Here is a 20634-nt window from a genome sequence, read left to right as displayed (position 1 = left end):
ATACGCTTGTGCGAGGCGAAATTTAGGACGCGTTTTCCAGAGGCCTCGCCAGGGCCGGAGCTCGCCGGAAGCTGAGGAAAAGCAGCGCAATGGTGCCTGCGATGGGCAGCAGCAGCGCTTCGCGAAGCGATCCCGTGCCCGCGGAGACCTGGCCTACGAGCCAGGGCAGGGCGGCCGCACCCAGGCCAGAAACCGCGACGATCCGGCCAGCCTGGGCGGCGGTTGGGCCTTCCCCGACCAGGCCGGAGAAGAGCAGGGGAAACCAGGGCGCGAGGGCCGCGCCGGTCAGGCCGGCGAGGACCGGGAGAAGGTGGCCGTGTCCAAAGGCGAGGAGTGCGGCAAGCATGCAGATTGTCACGATCAGGCCGGTGCGCAGCATGGGACGTTCCGGCAAGCGAAGCAGAAGGGCCGATGCTGCGGCGCGAGTTCCGGTCAGGCAGAACCAGAAGGCGGCAGTGCTGGCGGCGAAGGCCTCCGTGGCGCCGGTGTAACGCAGGTCATAGGTGGTGAGCCATCCACTCAGGCTGGTCTCCACGCCACCATAGAGAAAGAGTTGTAGGCAGAAGTAGAGGAACGTGTTTCGCGAAAGGCCCGCTGCGGACGTTGCGGGTTGCTGCGCTTCGACCGGGGTGGCTGCATCAGACGAAGCGAGTGCTGTTCCGAGCAGGCCGGCGGCGAGCAGCGCGGCGACGGCGGCGAAGATAAACGCGGGCGCGTGCCTTCCGAGCAAGGAGGGCAGCAGCAGAGGAGCACAGAGCGCGCCGGCGCTCCACGTGAAGTTGAGCAGAGTCAGCGCGGCACCGCGGCGGCGCGGCCAACGCAGCGAGGCGAGCAGGTTGTTGGACGTGATGATCTGGCCCACACCGAAGCCGAGCAGAAGCAGGGCAGCAAGGGTGAAACCGGCCGGAAGGTGTGATAACAGCGCCGCGGCCAGGCTCGCAAAGCCGAGCACCGCCGCGGTGTAGCCCCGCAGCATGCAGCGGCGCAGGGGGGTGCGGGTCGTCCAGCCACCCAGAAAGGCCCCGGTGAACTGTGCGGCGAGCAGTGCGCCCGCGCCACGGTCAGACAGGTGCAGCGCCCCCGTCATGGCGGGCAGCGATGGGCCGAGAAAGGCGGTGCCGAAGCCGGAGAGCAGCGCGGCATAGTGCAGCAGGGCTGCGGAGGGTACCCGTTCGGCGCGCACAGTCGCGTCAGCGGGTTGCACTCGCTGGGTGGAAGTCATAGGTGTGTGTCCGGCATCGACCCTTTGCAGGCAAAATGCTCGTCCCGTGAATCAAGATAGCAGGCTGCAACGAAGGCTGGCCGGCACGGACGTATCATGGAAGTCGTGATGATAAGGGTGTTGCGCACGACCGTGTCCGGTGTACTCATGCTGGGGCTGGCGAGCGTTTCCGGTTGCCGGCATGAGGGCAGTAGTGGTGTGCCCGCGGGCATGACGGAGGCGAGCTACCCCGTGCGTGGCCGCGTGCTGAGCGTGGACCCGAGCACGCAAGAGGTGATGTTGGCGCACGAAGCCGTGCCGGGCTTTATGGAAGCCATGACGATGCCCTACAAGAGCGTGGACGCGGCGGCGCTGGGTGAGCTGCACCCTGGTGACACGATCTCCGCGCAGATCTTGGTCGACAAGGACAGCGACGGCGATTTTCACCATGCGCGATTGAAAGACATCGTGATCGTGGGGCAGGCGCGGCCCGATACGGTGCCGCAGAAGCAGTACAACGTGCCGAAGAAGGGCGACTCCGTTCAGAACTTTGATCTACTGAACCAGGACGGCAAGACGATGCACCTGAGCGACCTGCGTGGCAAGGCGGTGCTGCTGACGTTTATCTACACGCGGTGCCCGCTGAGCGACTTTTGCCCGAAAATGAGCCGTAATTTTGCCGAAGTGAACACCAACCTGCAGAAGGATCCGGCGACATACGCGAAAACGGACCTGCTTTCCGTGTCGTTCGATCCGGTTTACGACACACCAGCGGTGCTGCGGTCGTATGGCGGCGCGTACACGGGCAAGTACACGCAGGAGAAGTTTGATCACTGGCAGTTTGCGGCACCGAGCCAGACGGATCTGCCGAAGGTGGAGCAGTTCTTCGACGTGGGTGTGACGGGAAGCGGCACGGCGATACAGCACTCGCTTTCGACCGTGCTCATCGGCAAGGATGGGCGCATCGTGGACTGGTATCCAGGAAATGATTGGAAGCCGGCCGACGTGGCGCGGGCGATGCAGGCAGCGGCGAAAGCTTAGGAGATAACGTGGCAAAGCTGACGATGGTTGTGGGTGTGTTGCTGATTCTGCTGGGCGGTGGCGTGTTTGCCGGTGTTTCGCAAGCACCGACCACGCTGATTCCGGCGTACTTCGGTGTGGCGCTGGTGTTGTGCGGCGCGTTGGCAAACACGGAGGATGCGAAGCGGCGCATGCTGTGGATGCACATCGCGGTAACGCTTGGGCTGATCGGATTTCTGTTCCCGTTTGTGCGATCGGTCGGTGGAGCGGTCAAAATGATGACCGGGCATGCCGATCAGGTGCTGCGCCCGCTCGCCGTGGAAGAATCGATGGCGATGGCGCTGATTTGCCTGGTGTTCACGGCATTGTGCGTGCGGTCGTTCATTCGGGCACGAATTACGCGTACGGCGTAGCCGACCCCTGACCGGGCGGTATCGTTTGGCTGTGTGACACATCCAATCAGAAACACATGGGATCGTTTGGGCACGGCTCACTTGGTAGTGGCGGCAGGGAAACGCGGGCGGAGCGGCCCGCGCGCAACGCTGCACGTTCCGTTTCAGCGGAGATGACTGCGGCAAAACCGAAGCCGAGCCTGCGCAAGGTCTGGCCCGAGGTGAAGAAGCTGATGCGGCCGCGGCGCGGGCTGATCGCCGGCAGCTTTCTGATCATGATTGTGAACCGGGCGAGTGGCCTGGTGCTGCCGGCATCCACGCGATACCTGATCGACGGCGTGATGCGTCAGCACCGCCTGGGTCTGCTGCCCTGGATCGTGGGCGCGGTGCTTATCGCGACGCTGCTGCAGGGTGTCACGTCGTATGCGCTGACGCAGATACTGTCGAAGGCTGGGCAAAGGCTGATTACGGATCTGCGCGTGCAGGTGCAGCAGCACGTTGGCAGGCTGCCGGTCGCGTTCTATGACGCGAATCGCACGGGCAACCTGGTGGCGCGCATTATGACGGACGTGGAAGGCGTGCGCAACCTGATCGGCACGGGCCTGGTTGAGTTTGTGGGCGGGCTGCTGACTGCTTTGTTCGCCTTCGGTTACCTGCTGTTCCTGTCGGTTCGCATGACGGTGTTGACGTTTTGCGTGATGGTGATTTTCGCCGTCATTCTGGGCAAGGCGTTCAAAACGATCCGGCCGATCTTTCGGGAGCGCGCCAAGCTGAATGCCGAGGTGACGGGGCGCCTGACGGAGTCGCTGGGCGGGGTACGCGTGATCAAGGGGTACCACGCGGAAGAGAGCGAGGCTCGCGTGTTTGCGGGCAACGCCGGCCGTCTGCTTGAGAATGTGCTGCGCACGTTGACGGCGCAGTCGGTGATGTCGCTGTCAAGCACGTCGGTGCTGGGCGTGGTGGGCGCGCTGATCATGTGGCTGGGCGCGCGGCAGGTGGTCGCGGGTTCGCTGACGACGGGCGGCTATGTGACTTATACGCTGTTTCTGGCGTTCATGATCGCGCCGGTGGCGGGCCTGGTATCGATCGGAACGCAGATTACCGAGGCGTTCGCGGGGCTGGATCGCACCAGCGAGATCATGGGCGAACGCGAGGAGAATGGTGACCCGCGCCGCGCCGTGAAGCTGCCGGTTTTGCAAGGCGACGTGCGCTTTGAGGATGTCGGCTTTGAGTATGAGGCGGCCAAGCCGGTGCTGCACGACATCAGCTTTGAGGCGAAGCCGGGGACGGTGACAGCGCTGGTCGGTTCGTCGGGATCGGGTAAGTCGACGATCATCTCGCTGGTGTGCGCGTTTCACGACGCGAATGAGGGCGCCGTGCTGGTGGACGGCGTGGATCTGGCAACGGTGGACCTGCGCAGCTATCGTTCGCAGCTTGGCGTGGTGCTGCAGGAGACATTTTTGTTCGACGGCACGGTGCGCGACAATATCCTGTTTTCGCGACCCGAGGCAACTGAGGATGAATTTCGGCGGGCGTGCCAGATTGCACGTGTGGATGAATTCGTGGACCGCTTTGACGAGGGGTACGGAACGATTGTTGGCGAGCGCGGGGTGAAGCTGAGCGGAGGCCAGCGGCAGCGGCTCTCCATCGCGCGCGCGATCCTGGCGGACCCGCGCATTTTGATTCTGGATGAGGCGACGAGTTCACTGGACAGCGAGAGCGAGGCGATGATCCAGCACGGGTTGAGCTACCTGATGCAGGGGCGTACGACGTTTGTGATCGCGCACCGGTTGTCGACGATCCGGAACGCAGACCAGATCCTGGTCGTCGAGCAGGGAAGGATTGTGGAGCGCGGGAATCATGACGAGCTCTTCCACCTGCATGGGCGGTACCGCGAGCTGTACGACAAGCAGCACGGGCTTGAGACGAACTTGTTTTTGGCGCCGGGCGAGGGTGACGTGGTGCCGGAGCCGGTGGCGGGGTAAGTGCTCGCGCAGGAGTAGACTGCTGGCATGGCAACGCTGGTGATGAGTCCTGAGTTGGAACGCGATGTAAAGCGACTCGCGGAAGCAACGGGAGTCTCTCTGGAAGAGGCTATCGCGGCTGCGGTTCGGGAGCGTCTCGATCAGTTCCGTTCGCAAGACCATCCACGTGAGATTGATTGGACTAGGATTCGTGAAATTCAGCAGCGTGTGGCGGGAACGGTGGATTATTCCAAAAGTGACGACGAGTTGCTTGGGTACGACGAAACAGGAGCACCGGAACAACCGTCGGCATGGTGATTGACACCTCCGTATTGGTGGCCTTGTTATTAGCTGAACCGGAAGCAGTGCTACATGATCGTGTTATCCGCAACGACACGCGCCGCCTCTTATCGGCAGCGGTGTTGTTGGAAACAACTATCGTCTACTTGGGTCGAAGCCGACAGGCACATCCGTTTGCGGTCACAGAGCTGATTTCCAGCCTTGACGCGAGTGTGTTGCCTGTTACGGCGCTGCAAGCCGAGATAGCCGGAGAAGCTTTCCGAAGGTTTGGCAAGGGACGGCATCCCGCGAAGCTCAATTTTGGTGATTGCTTCAGTTATGTGCTGGCGAAAGCGCAGGGCGAGCCGCTGCTTTTTAAAGGTAACGATTTCAATCTGACGGATGTAAGGATTGTGGACTGGTGGAAGCCGACCTAGTCGAGGCCAAGCTCCTTAAGAACGAAAGAATAGTCGAGCGCGAGTTCCTTCAGGTAGTCGTAGCGGCCGGATGCGCCGCCGTGGCCTGCGTCCATGTTGGTGTGCAGCAGCAAGGGCCGATCGTGGTTCGTTTTCAATGTGCGAAGTTTCGCGATGAACTTTGCGGGTTCCCAGTACATGACCTGTGAGTCGTTCAGGCTGGTCTTGACGAGCGTGGCGGGGTAGGCGCCGGGCTGCAGGTTGTCGTAGGGCGAGTAGCTGCGCATGTAAGCGAACGCTTCCGGCTCGTTCGGATTTCCCCACTCCTCGTATTCGGCGACGGTGAGTGGCAGCGAGGCGTCGAGCATGGTGTTCATCACGTCGACGAATGGGACGTGCGAGAGCACGATGCGAAAAAGGTCGGGGCGCATGTTGACAACGGCGCCCATGAGCAGGCCACCGGCGCTGCCGCCTTCGATGACGACTTTGTCACGCGCACCGTAGCCTTGCGCAACAAGCTGCTCGGCGCAACTGATGAAGTCGGTAAACGTATTGCGCTTTTGCATCATTTTGCCCGCGTCGTGCCATGCGTCGCCCAGGTCGCCGCCGCCGCGAATGTGCGCATAGCCATAGACGATGCCGCGATCCAGCAGGGCGAGCCGCGTGGCGGAAAAGCCGATGGGCAGGCCGTAGCCGTAGGATCCGTAACCGTAAAGGTAGAGCGGGTTCGCGCCGTCCTTGTGAAAGGCATCGCGCTTGTAGACGAGTGAGACGGGGACGCGTACGCCGTATTCAGCGGTGATCCACACGCGCTCGGAGGCATAGCGCTCGCGGTCGAAGTTGCCGGGGACCTCCTGCTGCTTGAGCAATGTGCTCTGTGCTGTGGCGACATCGTAGAGGAAGACAGACGCCGGCGAGACGAGCGATTGGTAGCTGTAACGAAAGCCGGTGGCGTCGAACTCGCGATTCACGTGGAGGCCGGCGCTGTAGGCGGGCTCGGGAAATTCAACGGTCTGCGGCGACGCGGTGTTCAGGATGTCATGGTCGAAGTGGTAGACGCGCAGGCGGTCGAGTCCGTTGACAATTTCCGCAGCGACAGCGAAGTTCTGGAAGAGTTCGAAGTCGTCGACTGGAACGTCGGCCTGTTCGGGCAGAAGTTCGGTCCATGATTCGCGGGAGGGATCGTTGACGGGTGCGGTGATGACGCGGAAGTTCTTAGCGGTGTCGTTGACGCGAATGTAGAAGAGGCCATCGCGGTGGTCGGGGTAGTACTCCTGGTCGGGCACGCGTTCGGCGAGCAGGCGAAACTGCTCGGTGGGCGTGTTGGCTTCCACGTAGCGATATTCACTTGTCGTGTGGCTGCCGCACTCGATCAGGATGTATTTGCGGTCGCGGGTGCGGCCGACGCCGACGTTGAAGCGCTCGTCGGCTTCTTCGTAGATGAGGGCATTGCTTGAGGCGGGATCGCCAAGTTTGTGGCGGAAGACCTGGTGCTGGCGCTTGGTCTGTTCGTCCTCGACGGAGTAGAAGAGCATCGCGGAGTCAGGTGTCCAAGCGATGGAGCCGACGCGCTCGGCGGTGTCGGGCAGCAGATCGCCGGTGCGCAAGTCTTTCACGTGCAGCGTGTACTGGCGAAAGCCGGTGTCGTCTGTCGTGTAGGCGAGCAGGTTGCTGTCTGGGCTGACGGAGAGCGCGCCGAGGGACATGAAGGGCTTGTCGGTGGCGAGCTGGTTTACGTCGAGCAGCACTTCTTCCGGCGCGTTGGGATCATACTCGCGCGCGGGGTTCGCGTGGCGGCGGCAATGGATGGGGTACTGCAGGCCCTCGACCGTGTGGGTGTAATAAAACCAGTCGCCGTCGCGGTAGGGGACGCTGGTGTCGGTTTCCTTGATGTGCGAGAGCATCTCGCGGTAGAGCTGCTCTTGTAGCGGCTCGGTGCCGGCCATTTCGGCGGCGGTGTAGGTGTTTTCCGCGCGCAGGTAGTCGAGGACTTCTTCGGAATCTTTGTTGCGCAGCCAGAAATAGTCGTCTTCAAGCGTTTGACCGTGAATGTGGGTTGGGTGCGGCTCACGGCGGGCTACGGGTGGCTGCGCCTGGACAGCCATCCCCCCTAGTTCATTTTCCAAGATCTTCATTCGACTCGACTTCCGCATGTGATACAAAGCTAAGTTCTTCTACCGCAGGATCTTACGCGTAAGTTCCTGTGATGGAGGCATTTACAAGCTGCTGGCCGATGCCCTGGAGATTTCCTCTGACGGCATGGTCCTATCCCTTTCAGGATAAGAGATGGAATGGGGGAGGCATGCCAACTTTTTTGCGTGTACAAACCCTTTGAGGACTTCTACTTAGGTTCGTGCGGGGCGCAAAGGGGCTTGACACGGATTTTCCAGCGTACCGCGGAACCTCTCGACCGGTGGACGCGTATCATCCATGGTTGTGGTCATGAGGCAATCGCGCCTGTTCGTTATGCTGCTGTGCTGCCTGGCGTGGCTGTTGCCGGTGTTGCACGCGGAGTCCGTGAAGACGATCGGGCCGCCGGCAAACTATGTAAACGATCTGGCCGGCGTGCTGAACAGCGACACGCAGAGCGACCTGAACGCCCTACTGAAGAGCGTGAACGATCAGGCTAAGGCCCGCGTGCTGGTCGTCACCATTCACAAGATCGATGACGACGAGCCGGTGGAGCAATTCGCCAACGAGCTGTTTGCGAAGTGGAATCCGGGCAAGAAGGACCGCGGCGTCTTGATGGTGTTTTCCATTGAAGACCACAAGCGCTGGATCGAGATCGGGTACGGGCTGGAAGGCATTTTGCCGGACGGCAAGACGGGCGACATCGGCCGTGACATGGTGCCGGATTTACAGGCCGCCAACTATGACGGAGCGGTGCGTACCGGGGTCAACGAGATTTCGGATGTGATCGCGAAGGATGCCGGCGTTACCCTCGACACGCAGCCGCGTCACACGTACCATCGCGAAGGCTCTGGGAGCGGCGGCGGTGGCTTCGGGCTGTTCGGCGTACTGTTTATCGTGTTCATCGTGATTATGCTGTTTCGCGGCGGCCGGGGTGGCCGGGGCGGTGGTGGCTTCGGTGGCGGTGGCGGTTTCCTTTCGGGCCTGCTTCTTGGAAATCTGCTGGGAGGCGGACGCAGTTGGGGCGGCGGCGGAGGTGGCGGCTGGAGCGGCGGGGACGGCGGTGGGAGTGATGGCGGCGGTGGCTGGGGCGGCGGGGACAGCGGCGGCTTTGACGGCGGTGGTGGAGACGGCGGCAGCTCTGGCGGCGGTGGAGCCGGTGGTGGTTGGTAAGGTCTACGGGGGTTGATCGTGGCACAGATGTTGCAAGGAAATACGGAGCGAGGGACGATGCGTAAGGGAACGATAGCTGCGATTGCGGTGGTAGTGATTCTGCTGTTGGGAGTGCTGCTGGTCGGTGGCAGCTATGTGTCTGCCCGGAACAGCATGGCGGTAAAGAGCAATGGTGTGGACGAGGCTTCGAGTGAGATTGGGATTCAGCTGCAACGGCGTGCGGATCTGATTCCAAACCTGGTGAGCACGGTAAAGCAGTACGCCAAGGTGGAGACGCAGATCATCACCGCCATCGCGCAGGCACGGTCAGGTTTGCTGCAGGCGCAAACTCCGAACGAAAAGCTTGCGGCCAACGACCGCCTGAACACGGCGATTTTGCCGCTGTTGCGCATGCAGGAAAATTATCCGGACCTGAAGAGCAATCAGCAATTTCTGCGGCTGGAAGATGAGCTGAGCGGGACGGAGAACCGCATCGCGGTGGCGCGGCGACGGTACAACCAATCCATTCTGGATTACAACAACACGATCTCGGTGTTTCCGAACAGCGTGTGGGCAAGCATCGGTGGCTTCCAGAAGAAGACGGGATACTTTGCGGCGGATCCGGGCTCGACGGCGGCGCCGAAGGTGGACTTCGGGTCGTAGCCAGGCTTTGTCGAGGCAGAGGGTTGGCGGATGCCGGCCCTTTTGCGTTGAATGCGGACTTGGGCGGGGACGAAGTGGATCTTCGCTGCGCTCAGGATGACGCTGCACATGGAAGCAGAAAAGCGGAAAGGCCGTCGCAATCGCGACGGCCTTTCCGCTTCCGCGATGCGTTTCGAGACTACTTGGAAAAGGAACCCACGGCGCTGGCTTCGTCGTCCTTGACGTCGAAGACGGTGTAAAGCTTGGTGATCTGGAGCAGGTCGTGGACCTTCTTGGTCAGATTCAGCAGCTTCAGTTCGCCGCCGGCGTTTTTTACGCTGGTATAGGCGCTGACGAGCTCACCGAGACCCGAGCTGTCGATGTAGCTGACATCGCCGAGGTTCACCAACATGTGCTTTTCGCCCTTGTTGATCAGGTCGCGAATCGCATCGCGCAGGGTGACGCTGCCTTCGCCGAGCGTAATGCGGCCGCTCAGGTCCAGAATGGTTACGCCGTCCACCTGGCGCGTGCTTACCTTCATGCTCATGGGTCTTTCCTCCGGGAGAATCAGTGGCGCTGTACGCCGATCTACTTGGCTTCGGTGCCGGCGGTGCGGTGCTTGATCATGGTCAGCTCCGTGCCGGGGTTGAGTTGGCGAAAGTTTACCTCATCCATCAGAGCACGCATGAGGAAGATGCCGCGGCCTGAGCTGCGCAGGATGTTTTCCGGCAGGAGCGGATCGGGAAGCAGGGCAGCGTTGAAGCCGGTGCCCTCGTCCTGGATGTTGATGGTGAGCGCTGTGTCGTCGGATTGCAGATGGACGCGCACCTGCTTTGCGCTGCTGTAGCTGTTGCCGTGCATCACGGCGTTTACGGCTGCCTCGCGGGCGGCCATGGCGATGTTTGCCGCGTCGTCTTCGCTGAAGCCGTGCTCCATGGCAAAGCGCTCCGACTCCTGTTCCATGCGATCGACGGTGGCCAGCGTTGAGGGCAGGGTGAGTTCGATCCGGCCTGTTATCGAATCGTTCATGGAATCCTTTAAGGGCACCACAGGATGCTGGCTTTGCCCGGTCGAGCGGCAAGCGCGTTCTGGGGCAGTGTGCTTGTGTAAGTGATGAAAGTCAAGAAGCAAACGCCACACGGCTGGAAGTACGCAGCCGTCGCACCCATGGTTCCCACGCTGATTCACCTGCCGTTCGCAGGCCGGGCGTAGCAGGCAACTGTAAGCTGCACGGCGGGTTAGACTGCCCATAGGCAGTGACATACAACGTGACCGGAGGGAGGGTGCGACGATGTCAACGATGCATGCGCGTCGCACTACCGTGGCCATGTTGCTGGGCCGCCCCGTACTTCGCGAAGATGGAAGCACGGCAGGCCGCGTTGCGGAGTTCCTTTTCCGCGGGCTACAGAGCAGGACGCACGTGTATGCGTTGGTGCTGACCCGCACCGGGCGCTTTCGCGGGGCAGAAGCTGTGACCGTTCCGCTGGCGCAATTGCAGCTTCGAACGGATGCTTCGATCGTGCTGATCAAAAGCTATACGCCAGAACCGCTGACCGAGGATGACACCTCGGTGCTGCTGGAACGCGACGTGCTGGATCAGCAGATCATCGACGTGCACGGCCACAAGGTCGTGCGCGTGAATGACGTGGACCTGGTCTGGGAGTATGAGGAAGGGCAAGTGTGCGACCTGCGCATTGCGGAGGTCGAGGTCGGCATGCGGGGTGCGGTGCGCCGGCTGCTGCGTGGCTTGCCTGCCGAGGCGGTGGAGTCGCTCGTGCATCGCTTTCAGCCGCGGGTCATTCCGTGGGAGTTTGTGGACCTGATCGATCGTGATCCTGCGCGGCGGGTCCGGTTGAACGTGGAGCAGGATCGTCTGTCGCGCATGCACCCGTCCGACATTGCGGACATTCTGGAAGACCTGGCCCCGGCAGAACGCGACGCGGTGTTTACGTCGCTGGACGAAGGGATCGCCGCTGAGGCGTTGGAGGAGGTCGAACCACGCCTGCAGCGCTCGCTTCTGGAACACATGGAGTCGAGCCGCGTTGCGGACATTGTGGAGGAGATGGATCCGGCCGCGGCCGCGGACCTGCTTTCAGAACTGCCGGAGGAGCGATCCGACGCAATCCTGCGGCAGATGGAGCCGGAGGAGCGCCAGGAGGTGCAGGAGCTGCTGGAGTTCGCGGAGGACGTGGCGGCCGGCATCATGACCAGTGACCTGGTCGCTGTGCCCGTGGGCGCGACCGTGGCCGATGCAGTGCAGGCGCTGCGAGTCTTTGAAGGCGACGTGGAGACCGTGACGGAGATCTTCATCGCTGACGCGGAAGGCAAGCTGCGCGGTGTGGTGAACCTGGCGCGCATTTTGCTTGCAAGTGGAGACACGCCGCTGACAGAGGTGCAGGAGGAGCGCATTCATTGCTGCCGGGTAGACATGACGGCCAAGCATATCGCCGAACAATTCGATAAGTACAACCTGCGGTCGCTGGCCGTGGTGGATAGTGAAAGCAAGCTGGAAGGCGTGATTTATGCCGAGCATGTGATCGCGCTGCTGCGCGAGGAGCGATAGCGGTGCGCATTTTGTATGTGGCGCACCTGTCGCCGAACGATTCGGCTGAGTATCGCAGGCTTGCGCTGGAACGCGCGGGGCACACCTGTGTGCCGGTGAACCAGTACCGCTATGGGCTGAAGCATGCTTTGCTGCGCAAAGTGGAGCACAGGCTGGTGGCCGGGCCCGAGGTGCGCCGATTCAACCGCGACCTGATCGCGATGGCGCGTGAGCATAAGCCCGATGTGTTGTGGTGCGACAAGGCGCTGTTCCTGCAGCCGGCAACGCTCGACGTGTTTGGCTCGATGGGTATCCAGACGATCAGCTACATGATCGATAACTTCTTCGGTCCGCGGCGCGACCCGGGCTGGCGGCTGTACGCACAGACGATCCCACGGTTCGACCTGCACTGCACACAGCGGGACGCCAACGTGCGGGATTATCGCGCGGCGGGCGCTCGCGACGTCATCAAGGTGCAAACAGCGTTCGAGCCGACGGTGCACTTTTCAGCGCCTGAGCCGTACACCGATGCGCAGCGTGACCGTGGTGTTTCGTTCATCGGAACGGCGTATGACCAGCGAGCGGAAACGCTGACGCGCATGGCACGCGAGGACCTGCCGGTGGTCATCAGCGGCGGACCGCAGCACTGGCGGCCCAGGCTGACGGCAGACGACTTTGCCGCGCTTTACCGCGAGGGAGAGCTCTATAACGAACAGTATCGGTTGGCTATCTGGCGCTCAAGGATTAACCTGAGTTTTCTGACTCACAGCAACGCCGATGAGTTCGCGCACAAGAGCTTTGAGATTGCGGCGTGCGGAGGTTTTCTGCTGGCGGAGCGCAGCGCTGGGCATGCGCAGCGGTTTGTCGAGAATGAAGAGGCGGTGTTCTTCGATGGCTACGACGAGCTGGTTGCGAAGGTGAGGCGCTACCTGCCGGATGAAGCCGCACGGAACCGCATTGCCCTGGCGGGACAACGGCGGGCCTGGTCGAGTGGCTACGACAACGACACGCAGGTGCGCCGCATCCTGGAGCGAATTGCGCCGCGGCTTGCAACGCGAAACGGGACGTGTGGAGCGCACATCGGCGAGGTGTATGCATGAGCCTTTGGCGCACCTGGCGCGGACGCATCCTGTTCTTTCTGGCGGCGCTTGGACCGGGGTTCATCACGGCCAATGTCGACAATGACGCCGGTGGCATTTTCACGTATTCGCAGGCGGGAGCGCAGTACGGGTACTCGCTGCTGTGGACCATGCTTCCGATCACGCTGGCGCTGATCGTCGTGCAGGAGATCTGCGCGCGCATGGGCGCGGTGACCGGCAAAGGGTTGAGCGACCTGATCCGTGAGGAGTTCGGCTTACGCATCACCGTGATCTGCATGTTGCTGCTGGTGGTGGTCAACTTCGCGAACGTGGTGACCGAGTTCGCGGGCATCGCCGGATCGATGCAGCTGTTCCATGTATCGAAGTTCATCAGCGTGCCGGTCGGTGCGTTCCTGGTGTGGGCGCTGGTCGTGCGCGGCGATTACAAGAGCGTGGAGAAGATTTTTCTGTTCGCGTCGGTGGTGTATCTGGCCTACATTGTGGCGGGTGTGCTGGGCCGGCCAGACTGGCACACCGCGCTGGTGGAAACCGTGAAGCTGCCGCCGCGGTCGGCTTGGCGCGACCATTTGTACCTGTACTCCACTATCGGCGTGATCGGCACAACCATCACGCCGTGGATGCAGTTTTATCTGCAATCATCCGTGGTGGAGAAGGGCATTACCGTGCGCCAATACAAGGCGACACGGCTGGACGTGATTGTGGGGTCGATTTTTACGGACGTGGTGGCGTGGTTCATCGTCGTGGTTTGTGCGGCCACGTTGTTTGTGCACGGCGTGCGCAACATCGGTGTGCCGGCAGACGCGGCGGAAGCGATGCGCCCGATTGCTGGGGATTACGCGTTCCTGCTGTTCGCGGCGGGTCTGCTGAATGCGTCGCTGTTCGCCGCGTCGATTTTGCCGCTGACAACGGCCTACACCGTGTGCGAGGGGCTTGGATTTGAGAGCGGTTTGGATAACAGCTGGAAGCAAGCGCCGGTTTTTTATTGGTTCTACACGCTGCTGATCGGGCTGGGGGCGGGTGCGGTTCTGCTGCCGCACTTCAATATTGTGAAGACCGCGATCTGGTCCCAGGTGCTGAACGGCCTGCTGCTGCCGGTGATCTTGTATTTCATGTTGAAGCTGTCGAATGACAAAGAACTGATGGGCGAGCACACCAACTCGCGCTGGTTTAATGTGATCGCGTGGGGCACGGCGCTGATTGTGGTGGTGCTGTCGACGGCGCTGGTCTGGAGCGCCATTCGCCCGCAAGGGTGAGGTAGCGGCAGTGCGTTAATTTTCGCGATTGATGACGAAACCCGGAACCCAGAGCAGTGCGCGCTGGGCCGTGGAGCGGGGCATCTCCGCGATGGACTGGCGGGCGGCCTCGGCATAGGCGCGCGCCGCGTCCATGGCGTAGTCGATGGAGCCGTGGCGCTTCAGGATTTCGAGGATGGTCGCGTGCGTGACGCGATTGAAGCCGCGGTCGGCTAGGACCGTGCGGATGCACTCACGCTCGGCGCCGGTGCCGCGCTCCAGGGCGTGGATCACGGCAAGTGTGGCCTTGCCTTCACGCAGGTCGCTGGCCGCGGGCTTGCCAAGCTTCGCCTCAGTCGCGGTCAGGTCGAGCACGTCGTCAACGATTTGGAAGGCGATGCCAAGATTGCGGCCGTACTCCCCGAGGCGCTCTTCAATCACATCTTCTGAGCCGGCCAACGCCGCGCCAAGCTGCATGCTTACCTTGAACAGGAAGGCAGTCTTGCGGAAGATCAGGTCAAAGTACTCTTCCTCATTAATCAGGTGGCCGAGTTTCTCAAGCTGCAAGAGCTCGCCCTCGACCATTTGTTGAGTGAGGCCGATCAGGAGATCAAGCACGTGGAAATTGCGCTCTCGCAGCGCGGTTTGAAAGCTCTGCATGTAGAGCCAATCGCCGGCCAGCACGCATTTTGCATTGCCCCACTGTGCGTTGGTGCTCGGGCGTCCGCGGCGCGATGTCGCCGAGTCGATGATGTCGTCATGCACGAGTGTCGCGGTGTGCAGCATCTCAACCACGGCGCCCATGCGTATGCGGCTATCTCCGTCAAAGCCGAGCGACTTGGCTGAAAGCAGCAGCAGAAGCGGGCGGATACGTTTGCCGCCACCGGCGAGCAGGTATTCGCCGATCTCAGTGATGACCTCCACCTGCGACTGCGACTGCCGCGCAAACTCCCGCTCAACAGCCTGCAGGTCGTCACGAAGCAGGTGCTCCACTTCAGCGGCGGTCGCAATGGACAAAGGTGACACTTGTAATCAGATTCTCACACGCTGTGGCCGGATGCTGCTTGTGCCCTGCAGCACAACCCTAATTGCTGCGGTAGTTGGTGAACTGAAGTTCCACGCCAAAGTCTTTGCCCCGCAGCAAAGCCATAACCTCCTGCAGAACGTCGCGATCCTTCGACACGACGCGCACTGTGTCACCCTGGATGGAAGCCTGCGCCTTCTTTTTGGAGTCCTTGACCAGAGCCGTGATCTTTTTCGCGGCCTCTGAAGGAATGCCCTGCTTGAGCTTGATCTTTTGCCGCACGGAGCTGTTTGCGGCCGGCTCGACTTTTTCGTACTCGAGGTTTTTGAGCGAGACGCTGCGTTTTACCAGCTTTTGCTGCAGGATTTCGGTAATCGCAGTAAGCGTGTATTCATCCTGTGAGGCGAGCTGGATCGCATCAGAACCTTCCAACGCCATTGTGGACTTTGAGTTCTTCAGGTCGAAGCGCGCATTCACTTCTTTCTGGGCTTGATCGATCGCGTTCTTCACTTCCTGCACCTCGACCTTGCTGACGACGTCGAAGCTGTTGTCCTGTGCCATAGATGTTCCTCTCGTGCAATGGGCAGGGTTGCCCGAATCAACTCAAAGGGTATGGATGCCTGTTTCGTGCTCAAGGGCTTGATCGCGGGTGTGAGATAACCGCCGGCCAGCACGTCGCGTATAAGCGCGCGAGGAGTGGAGCACGCGGAAGTCTAAGTGAGCCAGAACAGCCGCTCGAAGTTCGCCGTGGTGGCGCTGGCGAGCTCTTCGACGGGGATGCCGCGTTCTTTCGCGATGAACTCGGCGGTTACCCGCGTGCGTGCCGGTTCGTTGCGTTCGCCCTTGTGCGGCTGTGGCGCTAGAAATGGCGAGTCGGTTTCGACGAGCAAGCGATGGAGCGGTACGGCCTGCACGGCCTCACGAATGGAAGGGAAGCGAGAGTAGGTGACGTTGCCGGCGAACGAGACATGGAAGCCGAGATCGAGCGAGCGCCGCGCCTGCTCCGCGTTTCCGCTGAAGCAGTGCATGATGCCGCCGATGCCGTGCGGTGTCCAGTGTTGCTCGATGAGGCGGAACAGGTCTGCGGCGGCGTCCTCATCGCCGTAGCGGGCCCTGGCCTGTGGCGTGGCGAGCTCGCTGGTGCGACAGTGGATCAGGATGGGCTTTCGGAACTGGCGTGCGATCTCCATTTGCGCCAGGAACGCTTCGTGCTGGACGGAGATGTCGGGGTTGTCGGCATGGTAATAGTCAAGGCCGATCTCGCCGATGGCGACGACCAGCGGGTCGGCGGCGAGCTCCTTCACCTTGGCGAGAGCCTGCGGGCCTGCGGCGGCAGCCTCCTGCGGGTGGATGCCGGCGCTGGCAACGATGCGTGGTACACCGGCGTTCCCGGCAAAGCGTGCCGCCAGATCGCGCGCACGATGCATCGTGTCAGGATTGTCGCCGATGCCGACGGCGAGGATGGTTCGCACATCGGCTGCAAGCGCGCGTGCCAGAACGCCGTCGAGGTCTTCGGCGATGGTTTGGAAATCGAGATGGGCGTGGCTATCGACGATGTGCATGGGTGGTGGGTATTCTCTCGCTTCGCGAGAGTTTGTAAAAGCAGGTTTCTCCACTCCGCACCGACGATGAAGCTGTCGGTGCTCCGGTCGAAATGACAAGTTGGTTTACTGATTTGGATTGAAAATGACAAGTTGATTTACTGATTCGGATGATTACCGGAGACGGGTGCTGATTCGAATTGTTACCGGAGACGGGTGCTGATTGGATTGTTAGCGGAGGCGGGCACCGATCTCGATATCTTCGATGAAGCTGGCGAGGGCGGGTGTACCGTCGCCCACGCTGGCGGCGACGATCATGCCCTGCGATTCGTAGCCGCGCAGTTTGCGTGGCGCCAGGTTCGCCACGATGACGACTTTGCGGCCGACCAGCTTTTCGGGCTCGTAGAATTGCGCGATGCCGGCCAGCACCTGGCGCTGTTCGTAGCCCAGGTCGACCTCAAGCCGAAGCAGTTTGTCTGACTTGGGCACGCGTTCGGCGACCAGAACCCGGGCTACGCGAAGATCGACCTTTACGAAGTCGTCGATCGTGATCTGCGGGGTATCGGGCTTGACGGGCGTAGTCGCTGAAGTGGCTGCTGCCGGCTCGGCGGCGCCGGTTAGGACATCGGGCGTTGCCTCGGTCATGGGTGCCAGCGACTGCGTCGTTGGATCGACCTGCTCCGCATGGGTTTCGGTTGCGGGCGCACCGGGCGTCTGTTCAGCATCAGTCATACGATTGAGTGTCTCCTTGTCGGCGCGGGGGAAGAGAGGTTTGAGCGAGCCGAGGCGCGCGTTGGCGGGAAAGCCGCCGTGTGTCAGATCGACCATCTCGCCGTTCTCAACGGCTCGGCGCAGCGATCCCAGGCCGAGCTGCTGCCAGACCGCCTCCGTGGTGAAGGGGAGCACGGGGTAGAGCAGCGCCGTGAGGATACGAATGGCCTTGACCGCAGTACGCAGTACCGTGGCCAGGCGCTCGCGTTGCGTTTCGTCCTTTGCCAGCTTCCACGGCGCGTTCGCGGTGATGTAGCCGTCGGTTGCCGTGACCAGAGCGCCGCAGGCGGTTACGGCCGCCGTAAACTCCTGGCGATCAAGCGAATCACCAACCTGCCGTATCGCCTCGGTCGTGGCAAGGGTGAGTTCGGTGCTCAGGCCCGCTTCTGGCACGGCGCCGGCAAAGTACTGCTCAACCATTTTGAGCGTGCGGCTGACCAGATTGCCGTAGCCGTTGGCAAGGTCGCTGTTGTAGCGGGTCAACAGGGCGTCAAAGCTGAACGAGCCGTCCTGGCCGAAGGGGATTTCGCGCAGCAGAAAGTAGCGCAGCACATCCGCACCGAAGCGGTCCTGCTGCTCCTTGTCCAGGTCGGGGCGCAGCGCGCCGAAGGCGTCGAGGATCGTTTCGGTGCGGACGATATTGCCGCGCGACTTTGACATCTTCGATTCTTCGAACAGGAGCCAACCGTGCGCGACGATTTTTTTCGGCAGCGGCAGGCCCGCCGCCAGCAGAAAAGCCGGCCAGTAGACGCAGTGGAAGCGGACGATCTCCTTGCCGACAAGCTGGACATCCGCCGGCCAGAAGCGGGCAAGCTTTTCACGCGCTGCTTCGGAGGTGTCGCCGTAGCCCAGCGCAGTGATGTAGTTTGCGAGCGCGTCAAGCCAGACGTAAATCACGTGCTTCTGGTTGGTGATGCCTGCCGCCGGCTCGGGGACGGGGATGCCCCAATCGAAGCTGGTGCGCGAAACGGACAGGTCCTTCAGAGCGCCCGGGACGTATGGCACACCGGTGTCGCTGCGCACGGTTTCGGCCCCGCTGTTTGCATTGCCGCGCAGGAACGAAAGTACCTCGTTTTTGCGCGACTCCGGTTCGATCGCCAGCTGGTTCGATTCGATCAGGTCGATGAGCGGCTTCTGAAAGGCCGAGAGGCGGAAGTAGAAGTTCTCTTCGGTGACGGTTTCCGTTGGCCGTTCGTCGGGTCCGATGGTGCCCGGCGGACCCTCGACGAACATCTCCTCAGAGACGCAGTACTGGCCCGTGTAGCTGTCCAGGTAAATGTGACCGCGCTCGTAAAGAGTCGTGAAGATCTGCTGCACGCCGCGGCGGTGCTCCTCGTCAGTCGTGCGAATGTACTGGTCGTAGCGGATGCCCATGCGCTGCCACAGAGCGCGGAAGCTGGTGGAGACTTCGTCGGCGAACTGCTTCGGTGTGACACCGGCGGCCAGGGCGGAACGCTGCACCTTTTGCCCGTGCTCGTCGGTGCCGGTCAGAAACCAGGTGTCGCGGCCCTGCATGCGGGCCCGTAGCGCGAGCACGTCCGCGGCAATGGTCGTGTAGGCGTGACCGATGTGCGGGCGCGCGTTGACGTAATAGATAGGGGTCGTGACGTAGAACTTGGGAGGCATGCGTGCTAAGGCGAGTTTAGCAGTGGGAACCGCCGAGGAATGTGTTGCGCATGGCCCAGCTTACCCGCGCCATGCGCGGCCAGGGTGGGCCATGCGGTCCTGCTGTGTGCGGCAGCGGTCTACGGCAGAACGTCCGCGTCCGCTTCAAACTCTGGTGAGGGTTGACCGAGACGCGGCACCAGCGCCTGGATGATCAGCAGCGAGAGAACATAGGCACACGCCGCGAACAGGAAAAGGACCAACGGATGCGTACTGATGTTCTTTTTGACCACCGCCGTGAACAGCGCGCCTCCAATGGCGCCAAAGGCCCCGCCTACGCCGACCACGGTTGACACCGCGGTTGAAGGCACCACGTCGCTCGGCGTCGTCATCAGGTTTGCCGACCAACCCTGGTGCGCGGCTGCTGCGAGTGAGAAGAGTGCGATCGTCGGCCACATGCCGAGGTGGTGCGACGCCATGTAGGGAACCGCGGCCACCGGCAGGACGCAGCAGGCGCAGATCAGCATCGCCAGCTTGCGGGCGCGATTCACCGTCATGCCGCTGCGCATGAAGCGGCCCGGCAGATAGCCGGCAACGATTGAGCCCACGGAAGACGACAGGTACACCACGATGAGCGGTTTGTAGAGCTCATTCAGCGAAAGGCCATAGTTCTCGTGGAAATACTTGGGCAGCCAGAACAGGTAGAACCACCAGATCGGGTCGGTCAGGAATTTGCCAACGGCGAAGGCCCAGGTGCCGCGCTCACGCAGGATGTAGCCCAGCGGAATGCGCTCCGGCTGCAGTCCGGCGTTGCGCACGGGAAGCTGAAGCTGTTGCTGTGTGGCCGTTGCGCCGCGGCGCAGTTTGTCATAGGGAAACAACAGCCACAGCACCAGCCAAACGATGCCGAACGAACCAGTGGTGATGAATGCCGCATGCCATCCGTAGCGCGCGACCACATACGGAATCAGCAGTGGAGCAACGATCGCGGATACGTTCGCGCCAGAGTTCCAGATGCCGGTGGCCAAGGCTCGCTCGCTCTGTGGGAACCACTCGCTGGTCGCCTTCAACGCCGCCGGAAAGTTGCCGCTTTCGCCCAAACCCAGCATGAAGCGCGCAACGCAAAAGCCCGCGACCGAGCCGACAAATGCATGGCTCATGCTCGACAGCGCCCAGATGACGATGGCGAGCGCGTAACCGACCTTTGTCCCAAGCCGGTCGATGATGCGACCGCTGACCAGCAGGCCGACGCCGTAGGCAATCTGGAAAAAGATGAGCACATCGCCAAAGTTGTCGTTGAAAACTTTGTGCGCCGGGTCAGCCGGGTTCCAGCCCATAAAGGGCAGCTCGTGCAGTTTGGGCTCGATCAGCGAGAAGACGGACCGGTCCATGTAATTGATCGTCGTTGCCAAAAACAGCAGGCCGCAGACGATCCAGCGCATCTGGTTTTGCTGGCTAAGGCTTTCCTGGTAGGACGCGGGGCGGTGCACGGTGGCCAAGGGAACTCCAACGGTACGAGAGTCGAAGCAAAGGCGGCCGCGAAACGTTTCGGCGTGCCTGCACCGAAGCATACTGACGCAAGCGGCAACACTGTCAAGCCGCTATATGGTTTGTGTTCGCGCT

Annotated in this window: 19 protein-coding genes; 10 read left to right on the top strand and 9 right to left on the bottom strand. The window is 61.7% G+C overall.

Features of this window, described 5'->3' with window-relative positions; all coding sequences use genetic code 11:
- Positions 1-22: 22 nt before the first annotated feature.
- Positions 23-1222, bottom strand: coding sequence for an MFS transporter (locus ACOFKT_RS08595; protein ID WP_419806984.1), 1200 nt, complete (start codon positions 1220-1222; stop codon positions 23-25).
- A 96-nt stretch (positions 1223-1318) separates the two neighbouring features.
- On the opposite strand from ACOFKT_RS08595, the gene ACOFKT_RS08590 reads away from it, so the two are divergent.
- The 5 genes from ACOFKT_RS08590 to ACOFKT_RS08570 are packed head-to-tail and all read left to right on the top strand — an operon-like array spanning position 1319 to position 5293.
- The gene (locus ACOFKT_RS08590; protein ID WP_419806983.1) at positions 1319-2242 is read left to right on the top strand and encodes an SCO family protein; all 924 of its coding nucleotides are present in this window, start codon (positions 1319-1321) and stop codon (positions 2240-2242) included.
- Positions 2243-2250: 8 nt separating this feature from the next.
- Positions 2251-2634, top strand: coding sequence for a hypothetical protein (locus tag ACOFKT_RS08585; protein WP_419806982.1), 384 nt, complete (start codon positions 2251-2253; stop codon positions 2632-2634).
- Between the two features lie 56 nt (positions 2635-2690).
- Positions 2691-4598, top strand: coding sequence for an ABC transporter ATP-binding protein (locus tag ACOFKT_RS08580; protein ID WP_419806981.1), 1908 nt, complete (start codon positions 2691-2693; stop codon positions 4596-4598).
- A 27-nt stretch (positions 4599-4625) separates the two neighbouring features.
- Positions 4626-4895 (top strand): type II toxin-antitoxin system VapB family antitoxin, encoded by a 270-nt coding sequence (locus ACOFKT_RS08575; protein WP_419806980.1) that lies wholly within the window; start codon positions 4626-4628, stop codon positions 4893-4895.
- Complete coding sequence (locus ACOFKT_RS08570; protein ID WP_419806979.1) at positions 4889-5293, top strand: type II toxin-antitoxin system VapC family toxin; 405 nt, start codon at positions 4889-4891, stop codon at positions 5291-5293. The genes ACOFKT_RS08575 and ACOFKT_RS08570 overlap by 7 nt, the downstream gene beginning before the upstream one ends.
- Here the strand turns inward: ACOFKT_RS08570 and ACOFKT_RS08565 are convergent.
- The gene (locus tag ACOFKT_RS08565; RefSeq protein WP_419806978.1) at positions 5290-7377 is read right to left on the bottom strand and encodes a S9 family peptidase; all 2088 of its coding nucleotides are present in this window, start codon (positions 7375-7377) and stop codon (positions 5290-5292) included. The genes ACOFKT_RS08570 and ACOFKT_RS08565 overlap by 4 nt on opposite strands.
- Positions 7378-7714: 337 nt before the next feature.
- On the opposite strand from ACOFKT_RS08565, the gene ACOFKT_RS08560 reads away from it, so the two are divergent.
- Entirely contained in the window at positions 7715-8575 is an 861-nt protein-coding gene (locus ACOFKT_RS08560) for a TPM domain-containing protein (RefSeq protein ID WP_419806977.1), read from the top strand.
- 57 nt (positions 8576-8632) lie between these two features.
- The gene (locus ACOFKT_RS08555) at positions 8633-9217 is read left to right on the top strand and encodes a LemA family protein (protein WP_419806976.1); all 585 of its coding nucleotides are present in this window, start codon (positions 8633-8635) and stop codon (positions 9215-9217) included.
- Between the two features lie 178 nt (positions 9218-9395).
- Here ACOFKT_RS08555 and ACOFKT_RS08550 read toward each other — a convergent pair whose 3' ends face one another.
- Positions 9396-9743, bottom strand: coding sequence for an STAS domain-containing protein (locus ACOFKT_RS08550; protein ID WP_419806975.1), 348 nt, complete (start codon positions 9741-9743; stop codon positions 9396-9398).
- Between the two features lie 41 nt (positions 9744-9784).
- A complete protein-coding gene (locus tag ACOFKT_RS08545) occupies positions 9785-10225 on the bottom strand; it encodes an ATP-binding protein (RefSeq protein ID WP_419806974.1) in 441 nt (146 codons plus the stop codon).
- 262 nt (positions 10226-10487) lie between these two features.
- On the opposite strand from ACOFKT_RS08545, the gene ACOFKT_RS08540 reads away from it, so the two are divergent.
- Genes ACOFKT_RS08540 through ACOFKT_RS08530 form a run of 3 tightly spaced genes read left to right on the top strand, consistent with a single transcriptional unit; the run spans position 10488 to position 14091 of the window.
- Positions 10488-11759: a magnesium transporter MgtE N-terminal domain-containing protein gene (locus ACOFKT_RS08540; protein ID WP_419806973.1), complete on the top strand. Its 1272-nt coding sequence runs from the start codon at positions 10488-10490 to the stop codon at positions 11757-11759.
- 2 nt (positions 11760-11761) lie between these two features.
- On the top strand, positions 11762-12838 hold the full coding sequence (locus ACOFKT_RS08535; RefSeq protein ID WP_419806972.1) for a CgeB family protein: 1077 nt from the start codon (positions 11762-11764) through the stop codon (positions 12836-12838).
- A complete protein-coding gene (locus ACOFKT_RS08530; protein WP_419806971.1) occupies positions 12835-14091 on the top strand; it encodes an Nramp family divalent metal transporter in 1257 nt (418 codons plus the stop codon). Before ACOFKT_RS08535 ends, ACOFKT_RS08530 begins: the two co-directional genes overlap by 4 nt.
- A 15-nt stretch (positions 14092-14106) precedes the next feature.
- Here the strand turns inward: ACOFKT_RS08530 and ACOFKT_RS08525 are convergent, their stop codons facing one another.
- The 5 genes from ACOFKT_RS08525 to ACOFKT_RS08505 form a co-directional block, all read right to left on the bottom strand.
- Entirely contained in the window at positions 14107-15096 is a 990-nt protein-coding gene (locus ACOFKT_RS08525; RefSeq protein ID WP_419806970.1) for a polyprenyl synthetase family protein, read from the bottom strand.
- 58 nt (positions 15097-15154) lie between these two features.
- A complete protein-coding gene (locus tag ACOFKT_RS08520) occupies positions 15155-15655 on the bottom strand; it encodes a YajQ family cyclic di-GMP-binding protein (protein ID WP_419806969.1) in 501 nt (166 codons plus the stop codon).
- Between the two features lie 152 nt (positions 15656-15807).
- A complete protein-coding gene (locus ACOFKT_RS08515; protein ID WP_419806968.1) occupies positions 15808-16656 on the bottom strand; it encodes a TatD family hydrolase in 849 nt (282 codons plus the stop codon).
- 210 nt (positions 16657-16866) lie between these two features.
- Complete coding sequence (metG, locus tag ACOFKT_RS08510) at positions 16867-19032, bottom strand: methionine--tRNA ligase (RefSeq protein ID WP_419806967.1); 2166 nt, start codon at positions 19030-19032, stop codon at positions 16867-16869.
- A 119-nt stretch (positions 19033-19151) separates the two neighbouring features.
- Entirely contained in the window at positions 19152-20501 is a 1350-nt protein-coding gene (locus ACOFKT_RS08505; RefSeq protein ID WP_419807141.1) for an MFS transporter, read from the bottom strand.
- Positions 20502-20634 lie beyond the last annotated feature (133 nt).

Origin of the sequence: Terriglobus sp., assembly GCF_965201105.1 — a bacterium.
Lineage (GTDB): Bacteria > Acidobacteriota > Terriglobia > Terriglobales > Acidobacteriaceae > Terriglobus.
Note: the sequence above shows the minus strand (reverse complement) of the source record. Positions and strands in the feature narration are given on the sequence as shown.